This is a genomic window from Sphingomonas sp. PP-CE-3A-406, from assembly GCF_003688625.1.
Taxonomy (GTDB): Bacteria; Pseudomonadota; Alphaproteobacteria; order Sphingomonadales; family Sphingomonadaceae; genus Sphingomonas.
Genome location: NZ_RCWY01000001.1, coordinates 207,876 through 220,931 on the forward strand (window position 1 = coordinate 207,876; position 13,056 = coordinate 220,931).

A 13,056-nucleotide genomic window follows, 5' to 3' on the forward strand; every position below is an offset into this window, starting at 1 on the left:
CTGCCATGACACGATCGCATCTTGGGGCGCTGGCCCTGCTTACGCTTGCCGCGCTGCCCGCGGTTTCCATCGCTGCTTCGGTGCAGCCGCTCACCGCACGGGAAATCCATGCCGCGCTCGCTGATACGAACGGCCGCCTGCTGATCGCGGCGCATCGCGGGTGCCATAATCCGGCGCCCGGCCACGATTTGCCGAGCGCACCGGAGAATTCGCTGAAGGGCCTCGATCACTGCGTGGCGATGGGCATCGATATCATGGAGACCGACGTGCGCCGCTCCCGCGACGGCTATCTGGTGATGATCCACGATGCGACGGTCGATCGGACGACCAACGGGACCGGCGCCGTCGATCATCTGACGCTCGCCGAGATCAAGGCGTTCCGTCTGCGCGACGACGAAGGCCAGAAGGGCGCGGGCCTCACCGATCAGCAGGTGCCGACGCTCGACGAGATACTGGCGCACGCCGGCAACCGGATCGTGCTGAACCTCGACATCAAGGACGCGATCTATGCCGAGGTGATCGAGGCGGTGGTCCGCGCGGGGGCGACCGACCGGGTGATCGTGAAGACCGTCGCCGGTATCGGCAGCGCGCCACTTGCCGCGATGGCGCCGTACGACCGCGTGTCGTTCATGCCGATCCTGTCCAGTGGGGACGCTGCGGGAGCGGATCTTGCCGGGATCGTCACGCGCCAGGCGTCCGGCCGACGGCGTGCGATCGGCGTCGAACTGCCGCGCATGCCCGCTGCCGCTCTACCCGGCGTGGTTGCCGCTGCGCGCGCGGCCCATGAACGCGTCTGGGTGAACACGCTCTGGGAGGGGTTCATCGATGGCTATGGCGGCGACGTCGACGCCCTGCGCGATCCCGACGCTGTATGGGGTCGCCTGCAACGCGCCGGCATCAGCATAATACAGACCGACGAACCCGAAGCGCTGCGCCGCTACCTGCGCCGATGATCGCCATCGACGCGGACCGTCGTTCTATCGCTACACGCGAAAAACGTAGTTCGCCCCCGGCAACCGTTCGATATCCGGCGGGAAGTTGGCGCGCTTGTCGTCGTAATATCGGCGGCGGTGATCGCCGTCCGACGCGGCGTTGTACGTCAGGTACAGAATGCGGCGCTGCGCGTCGGTCAGGTTGGGCTTCGACGCATGCGGTGCGTAGCTGTCGAAGAACAGCACGTCGCCGGGTTCAGTCGGGACCGGGATCAGATCGAAAGCGGCCATCTGTTCGGGGCTGAGCGGCTGCCATTCCTCGCCGATCATCTGCGACAGACGCGGTGCGCTGGTCATCTCCAGACAGCCATTCTCGGTCGTCGCGCGGTCGATACCGACCAGCGCGGTGACGAACATCGGCGCATAGGTCGTCCAGCCCGCCTGCTGGTCCTGATGCGGTTCGAACCCAGCACCGCCAGCCTTCTTGAAGTTGATCTTTTCCTTGAACAGGACCGCCTGGCTGCCGAGCAGCTGCGCGACCGCCGCGGACAGCCGTCCGTGACGGACGAGGTCGTCGAACGCCGCGTGATAGGGACAAAAGTCCTCGATCCGCTGCATCACGCGCGTGCCGGGAGTGGTCAGGCTGTCCTCGTAATAGACCATGTGCCGACCGGGCATCTCGGGCAGGGCGACGAGTTCGTCGGTCCAGCGTGCGATCTCCGCGGCCTCGTCGGCGCTGAACAGCCCGCGCCGGGCAACCCAGCCGGTCTCGGCGAAATGCGAAAGGTCTTCTGCCGTCAGCGGATGCGGATCGTTCAGGGCCATGTCAGCCTGCCAGATGCGGGAGGATCGCGTCGCGCGCCTTGGCAACGTCTTCGGGGAAGTCGATTTCGGTCCAGGGCAGGTCGGTCACGTCGACGTAAGTGAACGCATCCGGCTCTGCGAGCATCAGGTCGCGGATCGCCTCCTCATACTCGATGTCGGTGCGACCGGCCACGACATAGCGGTCGCAGGCGTCGGCAAGCTTTGCCGCCATCGCCGCACCGAATTTGAAGAACCCGACCGATTCGCCGTGCCAGTCGTGCGCATGCTCGGGGCGCTTGCGGAAATCGACCATCGTCTCGCCCCGGAAGCAGACCTTCACGGGCTCGTCGCCCGGTTCCAGTTCGCGGTCGACGAGCAGCACCGCCTCGCCCGGCGCGGCGACCAGTCGCGCCAGCATCCGGGTGTCATAGAGCACGTCGCCGTCCATCAGCAGGACCGGCCGGCCCGCGCGCAAACGGTCGCGCTGCATCCAGAGCGATACGAGACTGCCCTGTCGGTAGTCGGGGTTGAGTATCGTCCCCGCGCGGTCGCCGATCGCGTGCCGCAACGCCTCCGCCTCATGGCCGACGGTAATAACCAGATCGTCGACGCCCACCGCCGTCAGCGCCGCCAGATGGCGGTCGAGCAGCGAGCGGCCGTCGAAATCGAGCAGCACTTTCGGGCCATCATGCGTCTCCCCCAGCCGTCGACCGACGCCGGCCGCTAGCAGGATGGCGATCGGCGATGTTTCTGCTGCGGCGGCGAGGGGGTGGCTTGTTTGCATGGCCCGGCGTCTATAACGAGCCGGCTTGCCGCGGCCAAGCACATCGGGCCGGCCGCGACGCCTGCTCGATCACTGCCTGAACGATCATCGAAAGTCCCGTTTCATGAACGACCTTCCCGCCGATTTTGTAACGCAGACGCCATCGCCCTCACGCGCAGCGCTGTTGCGGCACGCGATCGAGCGACCCGACCTCGCCTTCCTGATGGAGGCGCATAGCGGCCTGTCCGCCAAGATCGCCGAGGAAGCCGGGTTCGGCGGGATTTGGGCATCGGGGCTCAGCATTTCCGCGAGCCTCGGCCTGCGCGACAGCAACGAGGCGTCCTGGACGCAGGTGCTCGACGTGCTGGAATACATGGCGGACGCCTGCGCGCTGCCGATCCTGGTCGATGGCGACACCGGCTACGGCAATTTCAACAATGTCCGGCGGCTGGTGCGCAAGCTCGGCGAGCGCAACATCGCCGGCGTCTGCATCGAGGACAAGCTGTTCCCGAAGACCAATTCGTTCATCGGCGAGGACCAGCCGCTGGCCGAGATCGGGGAATTCTGTGGCCGTATCACTGCCGGCAAGGACAGCCAGACCAGCGACGATTTCGTCATCGTCGCGCGGATCGAGGCGTTGATCTCGAGCCGGCCGATGGAAGAGGCGCTGCGTCGGGCCGAGGCGTATCACGCGGCCGGTGCCGATGCGATCCTGATCCATTCGAAGAAGGCCGAGCCGACCGAGATCTTCGAGTTCTGCCGTCGCTGGGGTAACCGCGCGCCGGTCGTGATCGTCCCGACCACCTATTATGCGACGCCGACCGACCTGTTCCGCGAGGCGGGCATCTCGACGGTGATCTGGGCGAACCACCTGATGCGCGCGTCGATCACGGCGATGCGTGAGACCGCGAGGACGATCCACGACGAACAGTCGCTGAGCAACGTCGAGGGCCGCGTGATCCCGGTCAAGGAGGTGTTCCGCCTGATGGGCAACGCCGAGCTCGAAGAGGCGGAGCGGCGCTATCTGCCCGAGACGCCGCGTCCGCGCGTGATCGTGCTGGCGGCGTCGGGCGGCGATCTCGGCGAACTGACTCGCGACAAACCCAAATGCATGATCGACGTGCGCGGCCAGTCGCTGCTCGCGCGCCAGGTCGCGACGTTCGCCGACAGTGGCATCCGCGACGTGATGGTGGTGCGCGGCTTTGCCAAGGACGCGGTGGCGGTGAAGGGGATCCGCACCGTCGACAATGATCGCTTCGCCGAGACCGGCGAGGCGTATTCGCTGGCGCAGGCGGACGCGGCGCTGACCGGCGAGCTGGTGGTGTCGTACGGCGACGTGCTGTTCCGCAACTACATCCTGGAGAGCCTGCTTTCGAGTAAGGCCGACGTGGTGCTCGCGGTCGACGCTGCGCAGCGCAAGGACACGCGCGTACGCGATCTGGTGCTCGCCGATCATCCCTTCTCGGGTGGTTATCTCGACGATGCGCCCGCGCACATGATCCGAATGGGCAGCGATCTGGCCGCGGACGCGAGCGGCGAATGGGTCGGCCTCGCGCGCTTCAGCGCGACCGGCGCGACATGGCTACGCGAGGAGATCGCCGCGTTGTCCGCCGACGGCTCGCTCGAAACCGCCGACCTGCCGCTGCTGCTCACCCGGATCGCCGCCAAGCACCCGGTGCGCGTCAAGTATTTCATGGGCCACTGGATGGACGTCAACACGCTCGCCGACGTCGCCGACGCACGCAACTTCACCTGATGATTACCGCAGACGCCTTCATGGCCGAGGCATCAGCCGCCGGGTTCGATTTCTACACCGGCGTACCGTGCAGCTATCTGACGCCGCTGATCAACGGCGTGCTATCCAATCGCGCGCTTCGCTATGTCGGCGCGGCGAGCGAGGGCGAGGCAGTCGCGATCGCCGCGGGCGCGTGGCTTGCCGGGCGCCGCGCGGTGGCGATGTGCCAGAACTCCGGGCTCGGCAACATGGTCAATCCGCTGACCTCGCTCAACGCACCCTCCCGAATTCCGACTCTGCTGGTGACGACGTGGCGCGGCCGGCCGGGCGAACCCGACGAACCGCAGCATGTCGTGATGGGCGAGGTCACGCATGACCTGCTGAGCCTGATGGGGATCGAGCACCGACCGTTCCCGAATGTCGACGCGGCGATCGTGCCGTCGTTGCGCGAGGCGGTCACGGCGATGGACGCCATGTCTCAGCCTTTTGCGTTCGTCATGGCGAAAGGCGATGTCGCCGATACCGCGCTCGATCAGCGCCCACGTGATCTGCCTGCGGGAGGACGACTTGCGGATTACGCGACGCGCGGCGCGCGACCGACCCGTGTCGCGGCGCTCGAACGGTTCCTCGCGCTCACGGACGATTCGACCGCGGTGATCGCAACCACCGGCAAGTCGGGCCGCGAGCTGTTCACGCTCGCCGACCGCGAGCAGCATCTGTATCAGGTCGGATCGATGGGCGGCGCGGCCGGCATGGCGCTCGGCGTCGCGCTCAATACCGCGAAGCGCGTCGTCGTCATCGATGGCGACGGTGCGGCGCTGATGAAGCTTGGCACGCTGGCGACGATCGGCGCGGAGGCGCCAGCTAACCTGATCCACATCCTGCTCGACAACGGCGTACACGACTCGACCGGCGGGCAGGCGACGGTCTCGGCCTCGGTCGACTTCGCCGCGGTCGCAGTCGCCTGCGGCTATGGCTATGCCGCCTCTTGCGATGACCTCGATGGGTTCGAGCGGGCATGGGCCGAAGCCGCCACCACCGGTCGTCCGTCGATGATCCACCTCCGCATCGCGCCAGGATCGATGGCGACGCTCGGTCGCCCGACCGTGACTCCCGAGGCCGTCGCGCGGCGTTTCAAGGCGTTCCTCGCGCGGTGAAGCGCTCCGCGATCCTGGCGGTCGTCATCGGGCTGGTCCTCGCGGTCACGCTGATCGCCACGAACGATTTCGCGAAAATCCTGGACGCGTTGCGGCAGGCAGGATGGGGGATCGCGCTCGTCGTGCTGCTCCACCTGCCACAGACGTTCGCATCGGCGATCGGCTGGCAGGAACTGCTCGACCGGCGTGCGCCCGTGTCGCGCTTGTATGTCCTGCGCTGGATCCGCGAGTCGGTGAACGCGCTGCTACCGGTGGCGCAGATCGGCGGCGATCTTGTCCGCGCACGGTTGCTGGCGCGACGCGGACCACCGCTCGCGCCGTCGCTGGCCTCGTCGATGGTCGATCTGTCGGTCGAGGGCGCGACTCAGGCGATCTTCACGATCCTGTGCGTTGCGCTGCTGATCGCCGGACCGCATGGCGGCGAGGCGATGACGCTCGCGATCGGCGTCACGGTGGCGAGCATCGCGATGGCCGTGGCGTTCGTCGTCGCGCAGCGCTTCGGCTTGTTCGCGCTGATCGAGCGCAGCGTCGCCCGCTGGACCAAGGCAAGCGATCTCTCCGGATTGAACGCCGCCGTGCTGGCGCTGTACCGGAGCCCCGCCAGACTGTCGCGTTCGGCGGGCTGGCACCTGCTGTCGTGGCTGCTCGGCGGGATCGAGACCTGGGCCGGGCTGCATGTCCTCGGGGTGCACGCGTCGCTGCGTGAAGCGATGGTGATCGAGGGGCTGGGGCAGGCGGTGCGCGGCGTCGGCTTCCTCATTCCCGGCGCGCTCGGTGTGCAGGAGGGGGGGTATCTGCTGATCTGCGCGATGTTCGGCATCCCTCCGCAGCAGGCGCTCGCGCTATCGTTGATCCGCCGTATCCGCGAACTCGCGCTGGGCTTGCCGGGGCTGGCCGTGTGGCACCGAATGGAAGCGCGACCGCTGGTCGGTGGCGTGCAGGAAGGACTATCGTGACGCCTCTATTATTGACGCCCGGCCCGCTGACCACCGATCCCGCCGTGCGCCGGGCCATGCTCGACGACTGGGGCTCGCGCGATCCGGCGTTCATCGCGCTCACAGCGGAACTGCGGCGGCGGTTGCTCGACGTTGCGAATGGCGGCGAAACGCATGTCGCGGTGCCGATCCAGGGCAGTGGTACCTATGCGCTGGAGGCGGCGGCCGGCACGTTGCTCGGTGCGGACGACCGCCTGCTGGTGCTGATCAACGGCGCGTATGGCGAGCGTATGGCGGCGATCGCGACACGGTTGGGGCGTGCCGTCGAGACGCTGCGCTGGGACGAGAACGAACCGGTCGACGCTACGGTCGTCGCGGCGCGGCTGGCGGCGGACCCGGCGATCACGCACGTCGCGTTCGTCCATGTCGAGACGACGACCGGGCTGCTCAATCCGCTTGAAGAGGTCGCTCGGGTGGTGGCCGACGCCGGTCGCCTGCTGATCGTCGATGCCATGGCGAGCTTCGGTGCGTTGCCGATCGACCTGTCCACGCTGCCGGTTGCCGCGATCCTCGCTTCCAGCAACAAGTGCCTCGAAGGGACGCCGGGCCTCGGCTTCGCGCTGGTCGACCGCGCGGTGTTGGAGGGGTGCGCTGGGCAGAGTGCGTCGATGAGCCTCGATCTTCACGCACAGTGGCGCGGGTTCGAGGCGAATGGCCAGTGGCGCTTCACCCCGCCGGTGCAGGTCGTCGCGGCCCTCGTCGAAGCGCTCCGGCGGCTGGAGGCGGAGGGTGGCAGCACCGCCCGGCTTGCGCGCTATACGGGCAACCTCGCAACGCTGTTGCGCGGCACCGATGCCTTGGGCCTCGATCTGTATCTCGATCGACCGTTGCAGGCACCGATCATCGCCACGTTCCGATCGCCCGATTGCTTCGATTTCACGACCTTCTACGACACGCTCGCCGCGGCCGGGTTCGTGATCTACCCCGGCAAGCTGACCAAAGCGGAGTCGTTCCGGATCGGATGCATCGGCGCGATCGGTCCGGCGGATTTCGATCGGTTGGTGACCGCAATGCGCCCCGCGCTAGCCGCGGCGACGCAGGGCTAGCAGCGCGAGGATGATCGCCGCGCTGGGCGTGATGACCGCTGCGGCGATCGTCATCGGCCAGGCGAGGCCGAGCCAGATCAGCACCGGCACCAGGATCATCGCGTCGTCTGGATCGACGGTGAAGCCCGCCGCCAGATCATAACCGCGGACGTCGGCGAAGTTCAGGACATTGAGTTCGGCGAACAGCGTGCCGATGCCAACGCCCGCGACGATACCGAGCCAGAGCGCGGCCGTGCCGTGCGTGGCGGCCAACCCTATCCCCAGCCCGACGAACGTGGCGACGCTGGCGATGCAGTCGCTGGCGAGATCGTAGCGATAGCCCCACACGCTCATCTGTCCGGTCTGCCGCGCGAGTTCGCCATCGGCGCGATCAAGCAGCATCGACACGACGAACACGACCCCGCCGATCGCCATCCAGCCATAGGTCCCGGCCGCAAGACACGCGGCGGCGGCGATGCCCGACACCAGCCGCACCGTCGTGATGTGGTTGGGCGTGATCGCGGTCCGCGCGGCGATCCGGACGGCAGGCCGAACGATGCGGTGGATGATCGTATTGTGGCTCACGCGGCAGCTCCGGATCGGCGAGATAGGCGGATGTCACGGCGCGGCGGTGGCTTGCAAGGCCGACATCGCCGAAACATCGCTTTGTATTCGCGAAACCGGTGGATTAGAACCGACCATGGCTTCTTCCGCGACCCCGCTGCTCGATACCGTTTCGACACCCACCGACCTCCGCAAGTTGCACCCGGACCAGCTCCGCCAGCTCGCCGACGAACTGCGTACGGAGACGATTTCCGCGGTCGGCACCACTGGCGGGCATCTCGGCTCGGGCCTCGGCGTGGTCGAGCTGACCACCGCGATCCACTATGTCTTCGACACCCCGCGCGACCGATTGGTGTGGGACGTCGGTCACCAATGCTACCCGCACAAGATCCTGACCGGACGCCGCGACAGGATCCGCACGCTGCGCCAGGGCGGCGGGCTTAGCGGCTTCACCAAGCGTAGCGAGAGCGAATACGACCCGTTCGGCGCAGCACATTCGTCGACGTCGATCTCGGCCGCGCTCGGCTTTGCGATCGCCAACAAGATCGCGGGGACGCCCGGCAAGGGCATCGCGGTGATCGGCGACGGCGCGATGTCCGCGGGCATGGCGTACGAGGCGATGAACAACGCCGCGCAGGCGGGTAACCGCCTGGTGGTGATCCTCAATGACAACGACATGTCGATCGCGCCACCGGTCGGCGGTCTCTCGGCCTATCTCAGCCGTATCGTGTCCAGTCGCGAGTTCCTGGGGTTCCGCGATCTGGCACGCAAACTCGCCAAGCGGTTGCCAAAGCCGATCGCGGACGGGATCCGCAAGACCGATGAACTCGCCCGCGGCATGACGATGGGCGGCACGTTGTTCGAGGAACTCGGCTTCTATTATGTCGGCCCGATCGACGGCCATAACCTCGAACATTTGATTCCCGTGCTCGAGAATGTCCGCGACGCGGAGGAGGGCCCGGTCCTCGTCCACGTCGTCACCAAAAAGGGCAAGGGCTACGCACCCGCCGAAGCCGCCGCGGACAAGTATCACGGCGTCCAGAAGTTCGACGTGATCTCGGGCGTGCAGACCAAGGCGCCACCGGGGCCGCCGCAATACCAGAACGTGTTCGGCGCGCAGCTCGTCGCCGAGGCCGCGAAGGACCCGCGAATCTGCGCGATCACCGCGGCGATGCCATCGGGCACCGGGCTCGACGCGTTCGCCAAGGCCTATCCCGACCGGTTCTTCGACGTCGGTATCGCCGAGCAGCATGGCGTCACCTTTGCCGCAGGCCTCGCCGCGCAAGGGATGCGCCCGTTCTGCGCGATCTACTCGACGTTCCTCCAGCGCGCGTACGATCAGGTCGTGCATGATGTCGCGATCCAGAACCTGCCGGTGCGTTTCGCGATCGACCGCGCCGGCCTGGTCGGTGCGGATGGCGCGACTCACGCAGGGTCGTTCGACGTCACATACTTGGCGACGCTGCCGAACTTCGTCGTGATGGCGGCGGCGGACGAAGCCGAACTCGTCCACATGACCCACACTGCGGCGCAGTACGACACCGGCCCGATCGCTGTGCGCTATCCGCGCGGCAACGGCACCGGCGTCGCGTTGCCCGAGACGCCCGAACTGCTGGAGATCGGTAAGGGCCGCGTCGTTCGCGAGGGCAAGACCGTCGCGATCCTGTCGCTCGGCACGCGTCTCGAGGAAGCGCTCAAGGCCGCTGAAATCCTCGAAGCCAAGGGGCTGAGCACGACGGTAGCGGATCTCCGTTTCGCTAAGCCGCTCGACGTCGACCTGATCCGCAAGCTGCTCACCACGCACGAAGTCGCGGTGACGATCGAGGAGAATTCGGTCGGTGGCTTTGGCGCGCACGTGTTGACGATGGCGTCGGACGAGGGTTTGCTGGACGGCGGTCTGACCGTGCGCACGCTGCGTCTGCCCGATGTCTTCCAGGATCAGGATAAGCCGGAACGCCAATATGCACAGGCCGGGCTCGACGCGACGGCGTTGGTCGACACCGTGCTGAAAGCCCTCAGGCATAATATCGCGGCTGCGGGCATGTCGGCGTGAAGCGTGTCGCTGCGTTTGCATTGCTCATCCTGCTGGTGGGCGCTGCGCCGCCACCGGAGGGGGTCCTGACGGTGCACGTCGGCAATGTCCGCAACGCCAAGGGCCGCGTGCATGTCGACGTCTGCCCGCAAGCCAAATTCCTGAAGGAGGATTGCCCGTGGTCGGGGGTGGCACCGGCGCAGGCGGGTATGACGACCGTGACCGTCCGCGGCCTGCCTGCCGGCACTTACGCGGTACAGGCGTTCCACGACGCGAACGCGAACGGCAAGGTCGACCGCGCGTTGTTCGGTCTTCCCGAGGAAGGCGTCGGCTTCTCCAACGATGCGCCGATCCGGATGGCGCCGCCGAAATGGGCCGCTGCCGTCTTCGCGTTCGATGGGCGCGCGCAGACGATCGCGCTGAAACTGCGGTACTTCCTCTGACGTGACGATATCTTCGACCCTGCGGATGCTGGTCCCGCGCCTCGTGTCGATCAGTATCCGCCGGCCCTGGCTGACGACCACGCTCGGCCTGCTCACCGCGCTGCTCGCGCTGCTGTTCACCGCCACGCACTTCACGATGACGACGGATACCGGCGCGCTGATCTCGCCCGATGTCGACTGGCGGCGTCAGGAGCGCGCGATGAAGGACGCGTTCCCGCAGTTGCGCGACGCGATGCTGATCGTCGTCGATGGCCGGACGCCCGAACTCGCCGAGGATGGCGCGGCCCGGCTGTCGGCGAAGCTGGCGGCGGACCCGCGACATTTCCAGTTGGTGCGCCGACCCGATGGCGGCGACTTCTTCGCGCGCGAAGGCCTTTTGTTCGGCTCCCCCGACGACGTCCGCAAGGCGACCGCGGCGCTGATCGCGGCGCAACCGATGCTTGGGCCGCTTGCTGCAGATCCGTCGCTGCACGGTGTCGCAGGCGCGTTGTCGACGATGCTCGACGGGGTGGCTGCCGGCTCGGCGACGTTGGCGCAGATCGATCCGCCGATGCGCGCGCTCGCGCAGGCGACCGATCGCGTCCTCGCGGGCAAGCCGGCGTTCTTCTCCTGGCAGACGCTGTTCGCGGACGGCAGTTCCGCGCTTGCCGCACCGGCTCGTCGGCTGATCCTGGTCAGGCCGGTGCTCGACTACGGCTCTCTGACCCCCGGCAAGGAGGCCGCCCGTGCCGTCGCCGCAGCCTCCCGCGCATTGCGGCTCGACGCAGCGCACGGTGTCGACGTCCGCCTGACCGGCGAGGTACCGCTGGCGGACGAGGAGTTCGCGACGCTGGAGGAGAATATCGGCGTCGTCGGGCTGGTGATGCTGGCGGCGATGCTGGTGACGCTCTGGCTCGCGACCCGTTCGGTTCGGCTGGTCACCGCGATCGTCGCGACGATCGTCGTCGGTCTGGTCGTCACCACCGCGGTCGGGATGGCGGTGGTCGGTCGCCTGAACCTGATCTCGGTCGCGTTCATCCCGTTGTTCGTCGGTCTCGGCGTCGACTTCGGGATCCAGCTTTGCGTGCGGTTCAATGCCGAGCGGGTCGACGGTGCCAGCCCTGCGGACGCTCTGCGCGGCGCGGCGACCGCGCTCGGCGCGCCATTGCTGCTCGCGGCCGGCGCGGTCTTTCTCGGTTTCGGTGCGTTCCTGCCGACCGCGTATATCGGGGTCGCCGAGCTGGGCGTGATCGCGGGGCTCGGCATGGTGATCGCGCTGGCGTTCAGCGTGACGTTGCTCCCAGCGCTCGTGCTGCTCCTGCGCCCGGGGCCACCGACCCGCGAGGTCGGGTTCGCCTGGGCTGCACCGATCGACCGCGCGCTCGAAACGCGGCGGCGGACGGTATTATGGGCGTTCGGCGTGGCGATGCTGGCCAGTATCGCGCTGCTGCCGTTCGTCACCTTCGACTTCAATCCGCTCCATCTGCGCGATCCGAACGGTCCGGCGATGCGCACGCTCGCCGATCTGACGCGAGATCCGACGCGGACGCCCAACACGATCGATATCCTCGCCCCGGATCATGCCCGCGTGGTCGCACTGACCCGGCAGCTGAGCCGCCTTCCCGAAGTGAAGCAGGTCATCTCGATCGACAGCTTCGTACCAGTCGACCAGCCGGTGAAGCTGGCGGCGATCGGCGATGCCAACGTCCTGCTCGACCTCACGCTCAACCCGTTCGATGTCGCCCCCCGCACCGATGATGCCACGCGCGTCGCTGCGTTACGGGCCGTCACCGCCAAGCTGCGCCAGGCTGGCGATCGTTCGGGGCTGGCCGATGCGTTCGATCGGCTTGCCGCCGCGCAGCCCACGGTACGCAACCGGGTGGACGACATGCTGTCGCAACCGCTCGCGGTCATGCTCGATCAGGCGCGTGCGGCGTTGCAGGCACAGGGCGTGACGCGCGCGACGCTGCCACCGGCGCTGGTCCGCGACTGGCAGGCCCCGACCGGCCAGTACCGGGTTTCGGTGTTCCCCTCCGGCAATGCCAACGACAACCGCGTGATGGAGCGGTTCCGTACGGCGGTGACTGCGATCGCTCCCAACGCATCGGGGCTGCCGGTCGCGACCCAGGCGGCCGCGTTCACGATCGCCGGCGCGTTCGTGCAGGCCGGCGTGATCGCGCTCGTGCTGGTAAGCCTGCTGTTGTTCGCCGTGCTGCGCGATGCGAAGGAGGTGGCGTTCACGCTGGCGCCGGTGGTGCTGTCGATCTTCCTGACGCTCGGCACCTGCGTCGTGATTGGCCAGCCGATCAACTTCGCCAACATCATCGCCTTCCCGTTGCTGTTCGGCGTCGGTGTCGCGTTCCACATCTATTTCGTGATGGCGTGGCGTGGCGGCGCGACCGATCTGCTGCAATCGAGCCTTGCGCGCGCGATCGTGTTCAGCGCGCTCGCCACCGGCACCGCGTTCGGCAGCCTGTGGCTGTCGCACCATCCGGGTACCGCCAGCATGGGCAAGATCCTGATGATCTCGCTCGCCTGGACGCTCGTCTGTGCGTTGATCTTTGAACCCGCCTTGCTGGGCCCGCCCCGCAAGGGGGCGGATTCCAAGGCTCGGTAATCTTGACGGA

At 67.4% G+C, this 13,056-nt stretch carries 11 protein-coding genes; 8 read left to right on the top strand and 3 right to left on the bottom strand.

Annotated elements, in window-relative coordinates; all coding sequences use genetic code 11:
• Window positions 1-5: 5 nt before the first annotated feature.
• Window positions 6-953 carry a glycerophosphodiester phosphodiesterase family protein gene (locus C8J44_RS00830; RefSeq protein ID WP_121902990.1) on the top strand — a complete coding sequence of 316 codons (948 nt, stop codon included), beginning with the start codon at window positions 6-8 and terminating at the stop codon, window positions 951-953.
• A gap of 30 nt (window positions 954-983) precedes the next feature.
• On the opposite strand, the gene C8J44_RS00835 is transcribed toward C8J44_RS00830, so the two are convergent.
• Both C8J44_RS00835 and C8J44_RS00840 read right to left on the bottom strand, forming a co-directional pair.
• A complete protein-coding gene (locus C8J44_RS00835) occupies window positions 984-1,757 on the bottom strand; it encodes a phytanoyl-CoA dioxygenase family protein (RefSeq protein WP_121902991.1) in 774 nt (257 codons plus the stop codon).
• Between the two features lies 1 nt (window position 1,758).
• Window positions 1,759-2,520, bottom strand: a complete 762-nt coding sequence (locus C8J44_RS00840; RefSeq protein WP_121902992.1) for an NTP transferase domain-containing protein — start codon at window positions 2,518-2,520, stop codon at window positions 1,759-1,761.
• 103 nt (window positions 2,521-2,623) lie between these two features.
• On the opposite strand from C8J44_RS00840, the gene aepX reads away from it, so the two are divergent.
• The 4 genes from aepX to C8J44_RS00860 are packed head-to-tail and all read left to right on the top strand — an operon-like array spanning window position 2,624 to window position 7,432.
• On the top strand, window positions 2,624-4,255 hold the full coding sequence (gene aepX, locus C8J44_RS00845) for a phosphoenolpyruvate mutase (RefSeq protein ID WP_121902993.1): 1,632 nt from the start codon (window positions 2,624-2,626) through the stop codon (window positions 4,253-4,255).
• Window positions 4,255-5,391, top strand: coding sequence for a phosphonopyruvate decarboxylase (aepY, locus tag C8J44_RS00850; RefSeq protein ID WP_121902994.1), 1,137 nt, complete (start codon window positions 4,255-4,257; stop codon window positions 5,389-5,391). Before aepX ends, aepY begins: the two co-directional genes overlap by 1 nt.
• Window positions 5,388-6,347, top strand: coding sequence for a lysylphosphatidylglycerol synthase domain-containing protein (locus C8J44_RS00855; RefSeq protein WP_183128661.1), 960 nt, complete (start codon window positions 5,388-5,390; stop codon window positions 6,345-6,347). Before aepY ends, C8J44_RS00855 begins: the two co-directional genes overlap by 4 nt.
• The gene (locus C8J44_RS00860; protein WP_220683067.1) at window positions 6,344-7,432 is read left to right on the top strand and encodes a 2-aminoethylphosphonate--pyruvate transaminase; all 1,089 of its coding nucleotides are present in this window, start codon (window positions 6,344-6,346) and stop codon (window positions 7,430-7,432) included. Before C8J44_RS00855 ends, C8J44_RS00860 begins: the two co-directional genes overlap by 4 nt.
• Here the strand turns inward: C8J44_RS00860 and C8J44_RS00865 are convergent.
• Window positions 7,409-7,996: a CDP-alcohol phosphatidyltransferase family protein gene (locus C8J44_RS00865; protein WP_121902995.1), complete on the bottom strand. Its 588-nt coding sequence runs from the start codon at window positions 7,994-7,996 to the stop codon at window positions 7,409-7,411. The two genes, C8J44_RS00860 and C8J44_RS00865, sit on opposite strands and share 24 nt — an antisense overlap.
• 115 nt (window positions 7,997-8,111) lie before the next feature.
• Between C8J44_RS00865 and dxs the strand changes: the two genes are divergently transcribed.
• Genes dxs through C8J44_RS00880 form a run of 3 tightly spaced genes read left to right on the top strand, consistent with a single transcriptional unit; the run spans window position 8,112 to window position 13,046 of the window.
• Window positions 8,112-10,028, top strand: a complete 1,917-nt coding sequence (dxs, locus tag C8J44_RS00870) for a 1-deoxy-D-xylulose-5-phosphate synthase (RefSeq protein ID WP_121903749.1) — start codon at window positions 8,112-8,114, stop codon at window positions 10,026-10,028.
• The gene (locus C8J44_RS00875) at window positions 10,025-10,450 is read left to right on the top strand and encodes a DUF2141 domain-containing protein (protein WP_121902996.1); all 426 of its coding nucleotides are present in this window, start codon (window positions 10,025-10,027) and stop codon (window positions 10,448-10,450) included. Before dxs ends, C8J44_RS00875 begins: the two co-directional genes overlap by 4 nt.
• A gap of 25 nt (window positions 10,451-10,475) precedes the next feature.
• On the top strand, window positions 10,476-13,046 hold the full coding sequence (locus tag C8J44_RS00880; protein ID WP_121903750.1) for an MMPL family transporter: 2,571 nt from the start codon (window positions 10,476-10,478) through the stop codon (window positions 13,044-13,046).
• The last annotated feature ends 10 nt before the right edge of the window (window positions 13,047-13,056 follow it).

What these genes read in the sequence shown, in the direction of transcription:
- C8J44_RS00880 (WP_121903750.1), top strand. Translation starts at nt 10,476, where the DNA reads ATGCTGGTCCCGCGCCTCGTGTCGATCAGTATCCGCCGGCCCTGGCTG.
- C8J44_RS00835 (WP_121902991.1), bottom strand. Translation starts at nt 1,757, where the DNA reads ATGGCCCTGAACGATCCGCATCCGCTGACGGCAGAAGACCTTTCGCAT.
- aepY (WP_121902994.1), top strand. Translation starts at nt 4,255, where the DNA reads ATGATTACCGCAGACGCCTTCATGGCCGAGGCATCAGCCGCCGGGTTC.
- aepX (WP_121902993.1), top strand. Translation starts at nt 2,624, where the DNA reads ATGAACGACCTTCCCGCCGATTTTGTAACGCAGACGCCATCGCCCTCA.
- C8J44_RS00830 (WP_121902990.1), top strand. Translation starts at nt 6, where the DNA reads ATGACACGATCGCATCTTGGGGCGCTGGCCCTGCTTACGCTTGCCGCG.
- dxs (WP_121903749.1), top strand. Translation starts at nt 8,112, where the DNA reads ATGGCTTCTTCCGCGACCCCGCTGCTCGATACCGTTTCGACACCCACC.
- C8J44_RS00840 (WP_121902992.1), bottom strand. Translation starts at nt 2,520, where the DNA reads ATGCAAACAAGCCACCCCCTCGCCGCCGCAGCAGAAACATCGCCGATC.